The following is a 15,143-nucleotide window of genomic DNA, read 5'->3' on the forward strand; positions in this document are numbered from 1 at the left end:
TTATACCTTCGCCACGAGTGGGCGACCCAACAGGCCTTGAGGACGGAAAATCAGGATCACCACCAGCAGGCCGAAACTGAATACGTCTTTGTAGTCGGAATTGATCAGACCGGAGAACTGCGACTCGGCAACCCCCAGGATCAACCCGCCGAGCATCGCCCCCGGCAGCGAGCCAATGCCACCCAATACCGCAGCGGTAAACGCCTTGATGCCGATAATAAAGCCAGCATAGAAGTCAAACGTGCCGTAGTTCATGGTGATCAGTACACCGGCCAGTGCCGCCATGGCCGCGCCGATGATGAACACATAGGAAATCACCCGGTCGGTGTTGATGCCGAGGATCGATGCCATTTTGCGATCCTGTTGGGTCGCGCGGCACATCCGGCCCAGTTTGGTGTACTTGATGATGTAGGTCAGCACGCCCATGCCGACGAATGCGGCAATCAGGATGAAGATTTTGGTGTAGGTGATCTGAACGAAGCCGCTGCCAATCTCAAAACGCCACGCGCCTTCCAGGAGTGTCGGCACGCCTTGCTGGCGCGGCCCCTGGGCGATCTGCGCGTAGTTTTGCAGGATCAGGGAAATACCAATCGCACTGATCAGCGGTGCCAGTCGGGTCGAGTTGCGCAGCGGTTTGTACGCCACCCGCTCAATGACAAAGCCGTACACGCCCGTCACCACTATGGTGAAGATCAGCGTACCCAGAATAAGGAACGGGAAGGACTCAACCCCGAAGAAAGACAAGACTGCCAGGCCGATGGCGGCCAGGTAAGCGGAAATCATGTAAACGTCGCCGTGGGCGAAGTTGATCATGCCGATGATGCCGTAAACCATCGTGTAACCGATGGCGATCAATCCGTAAACCGACCCGAGGGTCAGACCGTTGATCATTTGCTGCAGGAAAATACCATCCATCACGCACGCTCACGAATCTTGAAAGGCCATTTGAATTCGGCCCGAATACTCCCTCGTGAGGTGCACCGGGCCGACATCATGTGGCAACAGAAGAACTCAAGGGGCGCGAAATCCACGCCCCATTACGAAGACGAACCGGCGTCCTGAAACGCTAGTGCGGCTATGCGTCTATCTCACTTCTGCTTTTCGAGCTGATGGTATTTGCCGTCTTTGTCCCACTGGTAAACCACGTAGTCGGAAACCTTCAGGTCGCCTTTGGCATCCCAGGTTTTCTCGCCCATGACGGTTTTCACAGGATGCGCTTTCAAAAACTTGGCTGCATCTTCGCCTTTGTTGGATTTGGCGCCATTAAAGCCAGCCGCCAGAGCCTGAACCGAAGCGTAGGCATACAGCGTGTAGCCTTCAGGCTCGTAACCGGATTTGCGGAACTGATCAACAACGGCCTTGCTGTCAGGCAGCATGCGCGGGTCGGCACCGAAGGTCATGTACACGCCATCAACGTACTGCGCACCACCGGCGGTGGTCACCAGTTCGTCAGTCACGATACCGTCATCGGACATGAACTTGACGTCTTTCAAGCCTTGCTCACGCATCTGACGAACCAGAGGACCGGCTTCCGGGTGCAGGCCGCCGAAGTAAACAACGTCAGCGCCAACGGAACGGATTTTGGTCACCAGGGCGCTGAAGTCTTTCTCGCCACGGGTCAGGCCTTCTTCCAGCACCGGCTTGACGCCACGACTGGTCAGCTGCTTGGCGGTAGCGTCAGCCAGGCCTTTGCCGTAGGTGTCCTTGTCGTTGATGACCGCGATTTTCTTGCCCTTGAGCACGTCGACGATGTAGTTGCCCGCAACGATGCCTTGCTGGTCATCACGGCCACACATGCGGAACATGGCGCCCAGGCCGCGCTCGGTGACAGTCGGGTTGGTGGAACCAGGAGTAATCGCGATGATGCCTGCCTCGTCATACACTTCCGAAGCTGGAATTGTCGAAGAGGAGCAGAAGTGACCGACCACGCCAGCCACTTTGTCCGAAGCTGCCTTGTTGGCGACGGCAACGGCTTGTTTCGGTTCGCAGGCGTCGTCATACGCCGTCAACGCGATTTTCTCGCCGTTGATCCCGCCCGCAGCGTTAATGGCGTCAGCAGCCGCTTGAGCGCCTTTCATGTATTGCTCGCCAAACGACGCGTTGGCGCCGGTCATCGGGCCAGCAACGCCGATCTTGATATCAGCCTGAGCAAACGAAGACACGCCCAATGCAGTAGCAACTGCGATTGCCAGAAAGCCTTTCCTGTAAAACGTCTGCGACATGAGTGGTGCTCCTGAGGTTTTTTTTGATTAGCACTGCGACTACAGAGATTGCTCTGAGCAAGTGGCGTGCCATTCGTTTTTTATTCTGCAAAAACTCATGGATTTGTTGAAAGTCGTTCGTTTAGAGCCTTCGTTGCAGGGCGTGCAACCGTCTAGGACGCACCAGGTGCAACCCCCATGAAAAAAAGAGCAACCCAAGCAAACAAAACTAGCAACCCGTCCAATAAGCCACGTACAACCTTGCTGTAACAGCTTGCGTCACCGAAGTGCACACCGTAGGTGCGCTCGCGCTACGAGACGCACCATTTGAGGTTAGTGGATTAAGAGCAAAGCGCCTGATAAAGCAGCGGTTTTTGGTCAGATCACGACACGCAGGCACTGGCCGGCGTGATACAGGAAGAATCCCGCTTCATATAACGCGCTGCGCAGCCCGGCACCCGCCAACGGCACCATGGGCGTAAACGGGATTGGCAGCACTTTGGAATCGCCGCTGCACAGGTAATCGGCAAAGGCTTTGCCGACCACGGTGCCGGTTGTATTCCCGCGACCGTTGTAACCTGTCACAGCGACCAGACCTGGGGCAGGTTCGAACATCCGTAACAGATGATCGGGCGTAAACGAGATGCAGCCAGTCCAGGTGCACTCCCATTCCACATTTTTCAGGTACGGGTAATAGTGCTGTTGCACACGATCCGCCCATGCCTTCAGGAACCAGCCCGGCTTTTGATTGCCATTGCCCAGACTGCCCAGCAACAGGCGACCATCGGCATCGCGGCGAATGCTGCTCAGCACCTGGCGCGTGTCCCACGAACCCTGACCAAACGGCAGCACTTGCTGCGCCGCCTCGTCGCTCATTGGCGTTGACGCCACCTGATAGTAATAACCGGGGAAGAAACTGCGCCGCAGTTCGGTCCATTGGCCTTCGGTGTAAGCGTTGGAGGCGATTACCACCTTCTCGGCCAGCACCGCGCCATGCTCGGTGACGACGCACCATTTATCGCCCTGCCGTTCAAGACGGGTGACCGGTGAATGATCAAACAATTGACCACCCAGACGACCCACCGCCGACGCCAGCCCGCTGGTGTACGCCATCGGATTAAAGGTGCCGGCGCGACGATCCAGCAGAGCCGCAGTGATTTTCGTGGTGCCGGTGGCTTCTTCACAGGCCTTGCCGGTCAACAGCTCCACCGGCGCGCCGCGACGCTTCCATTGCTGCTCACGACTGCGCAGATCAGCCGCACCGCTGGCGTTATGTGCCATGTGCAACGTGCCTTCGCGGCGCAGCTGACAATCAATGCCGTATTTGTCGATCAGGCTGAACACCAGCGCTGGCGCTGCGCCGAGCATCTGGTTCAACTGGCTGCCAATGGCTTCGCCAAAACCAGCTTCGATGTCATCCGGCGGGATCCACAAGCCAGCGTTTACCAAACCCACATTGCGCCCGGAGCCACCATGGCCGGTGCGATGGGCTTCCAGCACGGCAACCCGCTTGCCTTGTTCGAGCAAGTGAATCGCTGCCGACAAACCGGTGATGCCTGCGCCAATGACGCACACATCGACCGTCAATTCACCCCGCAACGCCTTGGCTTCGGGGCGTTGGGGCGTCAGCGTTTCCCACAGACATTCTTCGCGTAGCGGCATCGCAAAACCCCGGAAACTTTGATTCAGATCTCGGAAATACGTCGCCCGATCCGACACCTTCGCGGGCAAGCCTCGCTCCTACAGCTACATCCGTTGGAGCGAGGCTTGCCCGCGAATCAGTCGACGCGGTACGTCAGGCATATCGCATCACATCAATCGAAGGTAATCCCTTGCGCCAACGGCAGTTCCAGCGAGTAGTTGACGGTCGCGGTCTGGCGGCGCATGTAGGCGCGCCATGAATCGGAGCCGGATTCACGGCCGCCACCGGTTTCTTTCTCGCCGCCGAATGCGCCGCCGATTTCTGCGCCGCTCGGGCCGATGTTGACGTTGGCGATGCCACAGTCGCTGCCCAGCGCCGACATGAACTGCTCGGCTTCGCGCACGTCAGTGGTAAAGATGCACGACGACAGGCCTTGCGGTACCGCGTTGTTCAGGCGCAGTGCTTCGTTGAAATCTTCGTAGCCGACGACGTACAGAATCGGCGCGAAGGTTTCGGTGCAGACCACATCGCTCTGCTCAGGCATTTCCACGATGGACGGAGAAACGTAGTAAGCGTTGGGGAATTTATCTTCCAGCTGACGCTTGCCGCCGAAGACCTTGCCGCCTTCGCTCAACGCCTGCTCCAGCGCGTCCTGCATGTTTTCGAAGCTCTGCTTGTCGATCAGCGGGCCGATCAGGTTGCCTTCCAGCGGGTGACCGATGCGGATTTTCTCGTAAGCTGTTTTCAGACGCGCGACGATCTCGGCCTTCACCGATTCATGGGCAATCAGGCGCCGCAGGCTGGTGCAACGCTGGCCGGCAGTACCTACAGCGCTGAACAGAATGGCGCGCACGGCCAGATCCAGGTCAGCGCTCGGGCTGAGGATCATCGCGTTGTTGCCGCCCAGTTCCAGAATGCTGCGGGCAAAACGTGCGGCGACTTTCGGCGCGACTTCACGGCCCATGCGGGTGCTGCCGGTGGCGCTGATCAGGGCCACGCGTGGATCATCCACCAGCGCTTCGCCAGCAGCACGGCCGCCAATGATTACCTGAGCCAGATACGCCGGAGCGTCGGCGAAATCCTTGGCAACGTTGTCGAACAATGCCTGGCAAGCCAGACCGGTCAACGGGGTTTTTTCCGAAGGTTTCCACAGCACCGAGTTACCACAGACCAGCGCCAGCGTGGTGTTCCAGGCCCAGACCGCAACCGGGAAGTTGAACGCGCTGATCACGCCGACCACGCCCAGCGGGTGCCAGGTTTCACGCATGTGGTGGCCCGGACGCTCGGAGGCGATAGTCAAACCGTACAGCTGGCGGGACAGACCGACCGCGAAGTCGCAGATGTCGATCATTTCCTGCACTTCGCCCAGGCCTTCCTGAGTAATCTTGCCGGCTTCCCAGGAAACCAGCTCGCCCAGATCAGCCTTGTGTTTGCGCAGCGCTTCGCCAAACAGACGGATCAGCTCGCCACGGCGCGGCGCCGGAACCTTGCGCCAGGCATCAAAAGCCGCGTCGGCACGGCTGATTTGTTGCTCGACTTCAGCAGCACCTTCCCAGTTCACAGCGCCGATGCGGCTGCCGTCGATGGGGGTGTGAACAGGCTTATCGCCCTTCTGATAAAGCGCGGGGTCGACACCGAGACGGGTTAGCAAGTCGGTAAGCATGTTCTCTCCTGATTTCGGGAATGCTGAAAATACGGGTAAATCCTCAGCCTCTAGTAATAGCTGGGTATACGCGCCTCAACAAACGACCATTAGGCGAGATATCATTCCGTTTATTCATGCTGAGCACCGGAACAGGCAAAAAGGCCCGAACATGCTGAACAAACGCCACTTACCGTCGATTACCGCCCTGCAATGCTTCGAGGCCGTGACCCGACACCTGAGCTTCACTCGCGCTGCCGAAGAGATGAACCTGACGCAAAGTGCGGTCAGCAAGCAAGTGGCACAGCTGGAAGAACTGGTGCAGCACTTGCTGTTTCGCCGGGTCCGCCGCCGCTTGCAACTGACTCCGGCCGGCGCGCTGTATCTGGGAGAAGTCCGCAAGATCCTCAGCCAGGTGGAAATGTCCACGCTGTTCCTGCGCTCCTATGGCGGCGAAACCGAGGTGCTGCGCGTTTCGACGCCGCCAACCTTCGGTGCTCGCTGGCTGGTGCCGCGCCTCAAGGGCTGGCGACTGCGGCATCCGCACATCCATCTGGATCTGGTCAACGAACAGGAAACCGATGATCTGGCGCAAAGCCGCTGCGACCTGGCGTTCTATTTCGGCCAGGGCGCACGACCCGGCGCGGAAAGCCTGAAGTTGTTCGGCGAAGAACTGATCCCGGTCTGTGCGCCAAGCTGCCTGCCGGACCAGCCATTCAGCGACCCGACACAACTGACCGACCTAGTGCTGCTGCAAAGCGCATCGCGCCCGCAAGGCTGGCACGACTGGTTCGAAAGCCAGGGTTATCACACCGAACACAGCTATCACGGGCCGCGCTTCGAAACCTTCTATATGTGCATCCGCGCCGCACAGGTCGGCTGCGGCGTCGCGCTGCTGCCGCGCTTTCTGGTGGAAGAAGAGCTGGCCGACGGCAAACTGGTCATCCCTTGGCAATACGCGCTGCCGAGCACCGACGCCTATTACATGGCCTACCCCGAACACGCCGCCGAAGTGCCGAAGATCCGGGATTTCGTCGAGTGGATGCAGGAGCAGTTGGGGTGAATCAACGCGAGCCGGCAGGAGGGGACTTGTCCCCGAACGCGGTGGATTGGTCTGCGGGACTGTCCAGAAATTAATGCCTCCTGAACGACCGCCTCGGGGACAAGTCCCTCCTACCGACTTGCACAGATCAGGTAGGACCGGACTTGTCCGGGAAGACATTGGCGCAGGCACCGGATTGGTGTCAGTCGAAATGATGTCGGCCGATCCGACGCTTTCGGGGACAAGTCCCCTCCTACATGTGCATGCGCCTGCTAACCAAAGAAAACTGCCCCTGGCCAGCCTCGGCTGGCATTATGTCCGCCATCGTCAACCAACACTGATTCAGATTCGTTTTGGCCGCGTGTGGCGGCCGGTCCTGCTGGAGCGACCCAATGAGCGAGAGCGCATTCTCCAATCGCATCGTGCAAAACTTGCTCGACACCGATCTGTACAAGCTGTCCATGATGCAGGCCGTCCTGCATAACTACCCCAACGTCGATGTCGAGTGGGAGTTTCGCTGCCGCAATGGCGAGGATCTGCGGCCTTATCTGGGCGAAATCCAGCAGCAGGTCGAGCATCTGTGTGAGTTGTCCCTGGGTGCCGAAGAATTGGGTTTCCTGGAGCGCATCAACTTCATGAAGCCGGACTTCCTGAGGTTCCTCGGTCTGTTCCGCTTCAATACCCGCTACATCAAATGCAGCATCGAAGACGATCAGCTGTGCATTCGCCTGCAAGGGCCGTGGCTGCACGTGATTCTCTTCGAAGTGCCGGTGCTGGCGATTGTCAGCGAAGTGCGCAATCGTCATCGCCATCCACAGATTCTGCTCCGTCAGGCCACGGATCAGCTACACCGCAAGTTCGACTGGCTGACCGCCAATGCCCAGCCCGATGAGCTGGCCGCACTGAAAGTCGCCGACTTCGGCACGCGTCGACGTTTTTCCTATCGTGTGCAGGAAGAAGTGGTCAGCGTGCTCAAGCGCGATTTCCCCGGTCAGTTCGTCGGCACCAGCAACGTGGATCTGGCACGCAAGCTGGACCTCAAGCCGTTGGGCACCATGGCCCATGAATGGATCATGGCCCATCAACAATTGGGGCCGAGGCTGATCGACAGCCAGATTGCCGCGCTCGATTGCTGGGTGCATGAATACCGTGGCTTGCTGGGCATCGCCCTGACCGATTGCATCACCACCGACGCTTTCCTGCGGGATTTCGATCTGTACTTCGCCAAGCTGTTCGATGGCTTGCGTCATGATTCGGGCGATCCGGTGAAGTGGGCCGAAAAATGCATCACTCATTACCAGAAAATCGGCATCGACCCGATGACCAAGACGCTGGTGTTCTCGGACGGGCTGACTTTACCCAAGGCGCTGGAAATATTTCGCGCTTTGCGTGGTCGCATCAATGTCAGCTTTGGGATTGGCACGAACCTGACTGCCGACATTCCCGGCGTCGAACCCATGAGCATTGTGCTGAAAATGACTGCCTGCGCGGGTCAGCCAGTGGCGAAAATTTCCGATGAGCCCGGCAAGACCCAGTGCAAAGACCCGAATTTCGTCGCTTATCTGCGACACGTGTTCAAAGTACCCGCTTAGTTTTTTCGCACTCGAATCGCCGTTCTTAACCTACCAAGGAGTGAATCATGCAAGGCGTACAACTCCAGATCGCTGAACAACTGAAGGTGCAACCCCCTTTCGCCGACGACAACGCGCTGCAGGCGGAAGTCGCCCGGCGCATCGTGTTCATTCAGGATTGCCTGCAGAACTCGCGGCTCAAGACCCTGGTGCTGGGCATCAGCGGCGGGGTTGATTCCCTCACCGCTGGCTTGCTCGCCCAGCGCGCCGTCGAAGAGCTGCGCAGCAGCACCGGCGACGACAGCTATCGGTTCATCGCGGTGCGCCTGCCTTATCTGGTGCAGCACGACGAGCACGAAGCCCAGGCTTCAGTGGATTTCATCAAGCCGGATGAGCGGCACACCGTGAATATCGGCCCGGCAGTCAAGGCCCTGGCGACCGAGATCAAAGCGTTTGAAGGCCAGCACGCCAGCGCGGTGGACTTCGTCGTCGGCAACACCAAGGCGCGCATGCGCATGGTCGCTCAATACACCATCGCTGGCGCGCATCAGGGGCTGGTCATCGGCACCGATCATGCGGCCGAAGCAGTTATGGGTTTCTTCACCAAGTTTGGCGATGGCGCTTGCGACCTGGCACCGCTCAGCGGGCTGGTGAAAAACCAGGTCCGCGCGATTGCGCGTCATTTCGGCGCGCCGGAATCTCTGGTCGAGAAAATTCCGACTGCCGACCTGGAAGACCTCGTACCCGGCAAACCGGATGAAGCTTCCCATGGCGTGACCTACGCCGAGATCGACGCCTTCCTGCATGGCGAGCCGGTGCGCGAAGAGGCATTCAAGATCATCTGTGATACGTACCGCAAAACCCAGCACAAGCGGGAATTGCCGTACGCGCCTTGAAGTGCCCGCTGTGATCGTAGGAGGGGACTTGTCCCCGAAGGCGTCCTTTCAGGCGGCATAATCTCGTTATTTTGTTGCCTGACCGATTGCCTTCGGGGACAAGTCCCCTCCTACCAGTCCGCGCCGATGGATACCCGGCAATAGAAAACGGAATGACCCCGTCGTTTTTTTTCGCTTGTCGGGTTTGGGCATTGGGGCTTAGATAGGGGCCTAACTTTCACAGTCAGAGCCGCCGCCCATGTCCTCGTTCGAAGGTCTCTTCTCTCTCGTCGCTCGCACCGTTGGCCAACCTGCCGCCGACTGGCTGGAACGCCACGTTGAAGTCCCCGCAGGTCTGCACACGTTCGCCTGGGGCGAGACAGCGCTGCATCGCGCCTGGCTGGCCGAAGCGCTGAATCTGTGCCTGCTGCATAAACTGGTGGGAGCGGTGCCAGCCGGTCGCCAGTATGTGGACGAGCAAGTCGCGCAAGGCCGTAAAGTGGTGTTCGATCACGGCGCCATTCGGACTGTGGACTGGCCGGAAAACGGTGAGCTGCCTCGTGGACGCCAAGCCTTTATCCGCTTGCTGGAGCCGCTGGGCTTCACCGATGTGCGCACCTACCCGCTGACCAAACTCAACATGACCGGCTGGGCTTATCGCCAGCAGGACTTGCCGGAAGACATCGCGCAATTCTTCGTCTCCGAACTGCACCCCGGCCGCTTCAGTGAAACCTTCCAGAGCGCCGTGACCCGCGTGGTCAGCTCCAGTCGCGATCCGCTGCAAGCCCAACACCTGAGCATCCTCCAGCGCTTGCGCCTGACCCGACATTGCAGCCTGCAAGAAGCTGGCGAACTGTTACCCGCGCTGTATCAGGCGTTCGACCGCCAGCACGGCGTCGTGCAGCACGCCGACTATCAGCAATTGCTGAGCGAAAGCGCGGAAATGGCCTGGATTGCCACCGAGGGCAACAGCTTCAATCACCTGACCGATCGCGTGGTGGATCTGGAAGCCGTGGTGGCTGAACAGAACCGTATCGAGCGCCCGATGAAAGCCACCGTCGAAGTCTCGACTTCCGGTCGCGTGATGCAGACCGCTTACCGAGCCTGCACGGTCAAACGCGGCCTGATCGATGCCGATGGCCGCTTGCAGGAGCACCAGGTACCGGGATCTTTTGTGGAGTTCATTCAGCGCAAGAACGACCCGGACACGGGCCGCATCGACCTGAATTTCGACAGCAGCAATGCCCAGGGCATCTTCAAGATGACCGCGTCGAAAAGCTGAGAATGTAAACCCGTGGGACCGGATTTATCCGGGAAGAGGTCGGCTTGATCGCCAAACAGTTACCTGACACAACTAGATGTCAGGCTTGACGCCTTCGCGGATAAATCCGCTCCCACAGGTTTGTACCGACCAGGTAGGACCGGACTTGTCCGGGAAGCGTTGGCGCAGATACCGGGTTGGGTCAGGCTAAATGATGCTGGCCCATCAGCCATCGGGGACAAGTCCCCTCCTACCCAGTCTGCACCGGTTTGGCTTAGTGGTTACTTAAGCGTCACAGAACCTTTCATCATGCTGATGTGGCCTGGGAACGAGCAGAAGAACTGGTACTTCTCAGCCGCGTCGAGCTTCGACACGTCGAAGGTCACCGAGTCTTTTTCGCCAGCGCCGATCACTTTGGTGTGAGCGATCACGCGAGCGTCGCCTTCCTTCAGGTAATTCTTGTCGATGCCAGCGCTCAGACCGTCGGTGGCAATCGGCTGCGCGTCTGCTTCTTTGCTCAACACCCAGTTATGGCCCATGACGGCTTTCGGCAAGCTGCCGGAGTGTTCGAGGTTGACGGTGAAGGTCTTGCAGCTTTTGTCGATTTCGATGGCTTTGGTGTTGAAGGACATCTGATCGGTAGAGTCGACGGTAACGCTGCATTCAGCTGCCAATAGATGGCCACTAACCAGGGTCAACAGCGAGGCGGCAACAAGCTTGCGAATCATGGTGAATCTCCAAGGCAGGTGTTCTGTATATTTCTGTAAAGATTGCCTTATATAGCAGCAAGTTCCAATGACCTGCGTCACGCGTAACTCATGTCCAGACGCCATCTATCGGCCTCATCAAGACAATCTAACAGTCAGGCTCTGTAAAACGAGCGAGGATGGCCCATCGTTACTTTTGCAGGAGCAAATCGCCATGCTACTTTCGAGTCTGTTTTATAGTGTCTTCGCCGCTTATGCGTGTGGCGCCAGTGGCGGCTGCACAGCGCATTCCCCTGCCGAGTTACTTTAAGCGGCGAAAAAAACACGATTTAGGACCCCGCTGGCGGCGCACTTTGTACCGCTGGGTGCACAACGCCGTGTGCCGGCTGCCGTTCTCAGGCAGAATGGCGGCATTTCCCGCCTAAACAGAGGATCGCCCATGGCTAAACCTAACTATTCCTTCGCCAAACGTCAGAGAGATCTGGCAAAAGAGCAGAAGAAAGAGGAAAAGCTGCAGAAGAAGAACGCTGCTCTGGCCGAAACTGGCGCTGAAGGCGAAACCGTTGAAGGCCAAGAGCCTGCCGACGAAGCGCCGGAATCCGAGCACATCACTGCTGAAGACAAGCCAGCCAACTGATCATCACAGGCATGTTCATTCGAACACGCCAGGCCCAAGTCTGCCGCCAACGCGGCAGACCCAGGCGCCCCACTTCCCCGCCTGAACTCAACCGCTGATTGGCATCACCGTCACCCGCACTTCCGGGTCATGGACGCCGCCGCCCAGAATGACCCCGCGCAACGGCGACACATCGGAAAAATCCCTCCCCCACGCCAGACTGATGTGCTCCAGCGCCGGCTGTACGTTGTTGGTCGGATCGAAATCGACCCAGCCCAGCACCGGACAAAACACCGAAACCCACGCATGGGACGCATCCGCGCCGATCAAGCGTGGCTGGCCCGGCGGTGGCTGGGTCAGCAGATAGCCACTCACATAACGCGCCGACAATCCGCGCGAACGCAGACACGCGAGCATCAGGTGGGCGAAGTCCTGACAGACGCCGCGACGGCTTTCCAGCACTTCCACCAGTGGGGTCGCGACTTGCGTGGCTTCATCGTCGAAGGTGAATTCGCGGAAGATTTTCTCCATCAAGGCCTGCACGCACAGCATCAATGGCGCGCCCAGCGGGAAACACACGGCGGAGAAGTCAGCGAATGATTGCTTGAGGTGCACGTAAGGCGACTCGAAGCGATAACGACAGGCTTCAAGAATGTCCGCCGACATCGGCTTGGCGTTGTAGGTCATGCCGTTGCGGGTCAGGTCCCAGGCGGGCGACTGATGGAAGTCCAGATGCGGCCGCCGCAGCACTTCCACGCGCAGGCGCGCGTTGACCTGCAATTCATCGTGCGGCCGCTCGAACGCCAGGCGGGTCAGCGGATTGCCGAACACATCGAGCTCGTCGCGACGGACCGTAGGGATCGGGCTGATCAGCAATTGCTGTTCAGTGCAGCGCTGCCACGGACTGCGGCGCGGCCACAGATGCGCAAGCTGCTGCGCCAGGGAAACCGGGCTGTCGTACTTGTAATGAGTATCGTGGAGGATTTGGTAATGAGCACTCATCAGACGGACACCGTGCGCTGGCTGACATCATCGACATGGGCGAAATGGCGCAAGGCCAGTCGATCCGACACTTGCCCGCTGGCCTCGCCAATGCTGAGCAGCAGATCAGCCAGCCCTTCGAGTACCGCATCCACACTGCTTTCGCCGAACAACGGATTCTCCAGCGTGCCGAGATCGAAACTCGACAGACGCCGCACCAGGGTTCCAAGACTCGCATCCCGTGGCGCGCCGAAGTCTTCGTTCAAACGATTCAATGAGCGCGAGACCAGCTTGAGCTGGAACAACACGGCGTGGGGGTTCTGGTCGTCGAGCAGCAACAGGTCGAGTACCGGAATCAATTGCGGCACAGCCAGATAACGCGAGCGATACGTGATGCTGCTGTTACCCAGCTCCAACAACCACTCCAGCCCGGCCTGATCGGACACCGCGACACCGCGCAGGAACGCCGCCAGGCTAATGCTGAGGAACTTCAAGCGCTCGATCCGCCGCCCCATCATCAGGAAGCGCCAGCCTTCGTCACGGGTCATGTCATCCAGCGCAAAGCCGGACAGCGCCGCCAGGGACATCACCAGACGGTTGAGGAAATCCAGCAACTCGCCTAAATCCGGCTCCTCGCTTTCCAGGCTCATGGCTTCGCGTTGCAGCTCGACCAGCGCCTGCCAGTTTTCTCGGGAAAGCTTGCCGCGCACCTGCGAAGCGGCCCACTGCAAGCGTTGCAGGTTGGAACGCAGGCTGAATGGCCAATCGTCGCCCAGCAAGGCGGCCAGCAAGCGTTCGTGCAGTTCGCCGCCATCCTCTTCGTCGGGCAGCAGGCCGAGGCTTTCGCCCAGCGCCACAGCGGCCTCAAGGGCGACCGGATCGTCGCCGTCGACGTAACGCGCGAGGATGATGCGCAGCAATCGCGCGCTGTCATCACATCGCTCGCAATAGCGGCCGAACCAGAACAGGTTTTCCACGACCCGCGACGGCAAATATGGATCGCGGCGAATCAGGTCATGCACGCCAAGGGTGCGTTGGCTTTTCCAGGGTTCGCCGCCGTTGGAGCGGTCGCCCAGCACCCAAGTGTCCTTGCTCGCGCCACCCCGTTGCATCGACACCACATCGGCGTCAGCTTCAGCCGCAACACGGGTCAGGCCGCCCGGCAGCACGCGATAACCGTCGGCGCTGGCCACGGCGTAGACGCGCATGCCGATGGCCCGCGGTTGCAGGTGTTCGCCATCCGGCTGCCAGATCGGCGCGTGGGACAGCTGCGCCAATTCCTGAGCCACGTAAGCGTAAGGACGCGCCTGCATGCGCACCGCCAACGCCTTGCGCTGCGCTTCGCTCAGATCGCGGCCGAATACCGGCGAAAAGCTTTGCGATGGAAAGGCTGGCTTGATCAGCAGCTCGGACATTTTTTCCAGCGCCTGGGCCAGCACCGGCGGTTCGCCGCACCACCAGGTCGCCACCGAAGGCAGAATCAGTTCTTCGCCAAACAGGTGCTGACAGATTTTCGGCAGAAAACCCAACAGCCCCGGCGACTCCAGCACGCCGCTGCCCAGTGCGTTGGCGACCAATACCCGGCCCTGACGAACCGCTTCGAGCAAGCCAGGCACGCCCAGCGCCGAATCGGTGCGCAGCTCCAGTGGATCGCAGAAGTCATCGTCCAGGCGGCGCATGATCGCGTGGACCCGCCGCAAACCGCTCAGGGTTTTCAGATAAACCGTGGCATCGCGCACCGTGAGGTCGCCGCCTTCGACCAGTGGATAACCCAGCTGGCGCGCCAGATACAAATGCTCGAAATAGCTTTCGTTGAAACGGCCGGGCGTCAGCACCACCACCAGCGGCGCTTCGCTGCTGGAGGACGGCGCCTGCCGAGCAAGGGTGTCCTGCAAGGCGCGGAAGAACCCCGAGAGGTGCTGAACCTGCAAGTCGCGGTAGGTTTCCGGGAACGCCCTGGAAACGATCTGGCGGTTTTCCAGCGCATAACCCGCACCCGACGGCGCCTGAGTACGGTCGGCCGTTACCCACCAGCGTCCGTCCGGCGTGCGCGCCAGATCCACGGCGTACATGTGCAGGAAAGTGCCTTCCGGTGGCAACACGCCTTGGCACGGCCAGAGAAAATTGTTGTGCCCAAACACCAGTTCGGCAGGCAGCAGGCCGTTGGCGATCAGGGTTTGCGGACCGTAAAGATCAGCCAGCACCGCATTGAGCAGTCGCGCACGCTGGGCGATGCCGGCGGCGACGTGTTGCCATTCATCAGCGGGGATCAAGTGCGGTAGAAGGTCCAACTCCCACGGCCGGTCCGCGCCTTTGGGGTCGGCATAGACGTTGTAGGTGACGCCGTTTTCCTGGATTTGCCGAGCCAACAGCGCCTGACGCTGGATCAGTTGCGCGGGGGTACTGCGTTGCAAATGCTCATATAAACGCTGCCAATGCGGGCGCACGGCTCCGTCGGGCTCAAGCATTTCATGATAAGTACCCGCAGAAAGCGGGTAGCGGTCAAGCAAGTCAGGCATGGAAGGCTCGGCAGAGACTAAAGAATTCAGATTAGCGCAGGCACGCAACATGCCGACGACTATAGTCATCGGCAGGTTACCGTGCG

General features: G+C 59.4%; 12 protein-coding genes. 5 read left to right on the forward strand and 7 right to left on the reverse strand.

The window, feature by feature from the left end; all coding sequences use genetic code 11:
* The 4 genes from AFK24_RS14505 to amaB form a co-directional block, all read right to left on the reverse strand.
* Entirely contained in the window at positions 1–915 is a 915-nt protein-coding gene (locus tag AFK24_RS14505; protein WP_020293682.1) for an ABC transporter permease subunit, read from the reverse strand.
* 173 nt (positions 916–1,088) lie between these two features.
* A complete protein-coding gene (locus tag AFK24_RS14510) occupies positions 1,089–2,222 on the reverse strand; it encodes an ABC transporter substrate-binding protein (protein ID WP_065833864.1) in 1,134 nt (377 codons plus the stop codon).
* A gap of 357 nt (positions 2,223–2,579) precedes the next feature.
* Complete coding sequence (gene amaA, locus AFK24_RS14515; RefSeq protein ID WP_065833932.1) at positions 2,580–3,863, reverse strand: L-pipecolate oxidase; 1,284 nt, start codon at positions 3,861–3,863, stop codon at positions 2,580–2,582.
* 152 nt (positions 3,864–4,015) lie between these two features.
* The gene (gene amaB, locus AFK24_RS14520) at positions 4,016–5,506 is read right to left on the reverse strand and encodes an L-piperidine-6-carboxylate dehydrogenase (RefSeq protein WP_065833865.1); all 1,491 of its coding nucleotides are present in this window, start codon (positions 5,504–5,506) and stop codon (positions 4,016–4,018) included.
* A gap of 151 nt (positions 5,507–5,657) precedes the next feature.
* On the opposite strand from amaB, the gene AFK24_RS14525 reads away from it, so the two are divergent.
* From AFK24_RS14525 to AFK24_RS14540, 4 genes are all read left to right on the forward strand, one after another.
* Positions 5,658–6,548, forward strand: coding sequence for a LysR substrate-binding domain-containing protein (locus AFK24_RS14525; RefSeq protein WP_065833866.1), 891 nt, complete (start codon positions 5,658–5,660; stop codon positions 6,546–6,548).
* A 371-nt stretch (positions 6,549–6,919) separates the two neighbouring features.
* A complete protein-coding gene (pncB, locus tag AFK24_RS14530) occupies positions 6,920–8,119 on the forward strand; it encodes a nicotinate phosphoribosyltransferase (RefSeq protein WP_065833867.1) in 1,200 nt (399 codons plus the stop codon).
* Positions 8,120–8,166: 47 nt separating this feature from the next.
* The gene (gene nadE / locus AFK24_RS14535) at positions 8,167–8,994 is read left to right on the forward strand and encodes an ammonia-dependent NAD(+) synthetase (RefSeq protein ID WP_065833868.1); all 828 of its coding nucleotides are present in this window, start codon (positions 8,167–8,169) and stop codon (positions 8,992–8,994) included.
* Positions 8,995–9,232: 238 nt separating this feature from the next.
* Positions 9,233–10,255, forward strand: a complete 1,023-nt coding sequence (locus AFK24_RS14540) for a DUF1338 domain-containing protein (protein ID WP_065833869.1) — start codon at positions 9,233–9,235, stop codon at positions 10,253–10,255.
* Positions 10,256–10,515: 260 nt separating this feature from the next.
* Here AFK24_RS14540 and azu read toward each other — a convergent pair whose 3' ends face one another.
* The gene (gene azu, locus AFK24_RS14545; protein WP_065833870.1) at positions 10,516–10,962 is read right to left on the reverse strand and encodes an azurin; all 447 of its coding nucleotides are present in this window, start codon (positions 10,960–10,962) and stop codon (positions 10,516–10,518) included.
* A gap of 418 nt (positions 10,963–11,380) precedes the next feature.
* Between azu and AFK24_RS14550 the strand changes: the two genes are divergently transcribed.
* Positions 11,381–11,578, forward strand: coding sequence for a hypothetical protein (locus AFK24_RS14550; protein WP_065833871.1), 198 nt, complete (start codon positions 11,381–11,383; stop codon positions 11,576–11,578).
* 87 nt (positions 11,579–11,665) lie between these two features.
* Here the strand turns inward: AFK24_RS14550 and AFK24_RS14555 are convergent, their stop codons facing one another.
* A complete protein-coding gene (locus AFK24_RS14555) occupies positions 11,666–12,559 on the reverse strand; it encodes a transglutaminase family protein (protein ID WP_065833872.1) in 894 nt (297 codons plus the stop codon).
* Positions 12,559–15,057, reverse strand: coding sequence for a circularly permuted type 2 ATP-grasp protein (locus AFK24_RS14560; RefSeq protein WP_065833873.1), 2,499 nt, complete (start codon positions 15,055–15,057; stop codon positions 12,559–12,561). The genes AFK24_RS14555 and AFK24_RS14560 overlap by 1 nt, the downstream gene beginning before the upstream one ends.
* Positions 15,058–15,143: the final 86 nt, after the last annotated feature.

The sequence above is a fragment of the Pseudomonas syringae genome, assembly GCF_001698815.1.
GTDB lineage: Bacteria > Pseudomonadota > Gammaproteobacteria > Pseudomonadales > Pseudomonadaceae > Aquipseudomonas > Aquipseudomonas syringae_A.

Bases quoted from the DNA above. Each gene is read 5' to 3' on its own strand.
- AFK24_RS14505 (WP_020293682.1), bottom strand. From the start codon at position 915: ATGGATGGTATTTTCCTGCAGCAAATGATCAACGGTCTGACCCTCGGG.
- AFK24_RS14510 (WP_065833864.1), bottom strand. From the start codon at position 2,222: ATGTCGCAGACGTTTTACAGGAAAGGCTTTCTGGCAATCGCAGTTGCT.
- amaA (WP_065833932.1), bottom strand. From the start codon at position 3,863: ATGCCGCTACGCGAAGAATGTCTGTGGGAAACGCTGACGCCCCAACGC.
- amaB (WP_065833865.1), bottom strand. From the start codon at position 5,506: ATGCTTACCGACTTGCTAACCCGTCTCGGTGTCGACCCCGCGCTTTAT.
- AFK24_RS14525 (WP_065833866.1), top strand. From the start codon at position 5,658: ATGCTGAACAAACGCCACTTACCGTCGATTACCGCCCTGCAATGCTTC.
- pncB (WP_065833867.1), top strand. From the start codon at position 6,920: ATGAGCGAGAGCGCATTCTCCAATCGCATCGTGCAAAACTTGCTCGAC.
- nadE (WP_065833868.1), top strand. From the start codon at position 8,167: ATGCAAGGCGTACAACTCCAGATCGCTGAACAACTGAAGGTGCAACCC.
- AFK24_RS14540 (WP_065833869.1), top strand. From the start codon at position 9,233: ATGTCCTCGTTCGAAGGTCTCTTCTCTCTCGTCGCTCGCACCGTTGGC.
- azu (WP_065833870.1), bottom strand. From the start codon at position 10,962: ATGATTCGCAAGCTTGTTGCCGCCTCGCTGTTGACCCTGGTTAGTGGC.
- AFK24_RS14550 (WP_065833871.1), top strand. From the start codon at position 11,381: ATGGCTAAACCTAACTATTCCTTCGCCAAACGTCAGAGAGATCTGGCA.
- AFK24_RS14555 (WP_065833872.1), bottom strand. From the start codon at position 12,559: ATGAGTGCTCATTACCAAATCCTCCACGATACTCATTACAAGTACGAC.
- AFK24_RS14560 (WP_065833873.1), bottom strand. From the start codon at position 15,057: ATGCCTGACTTGCTTGACCGCTACCCGCTTTCTGCGGGTACTTATCAT.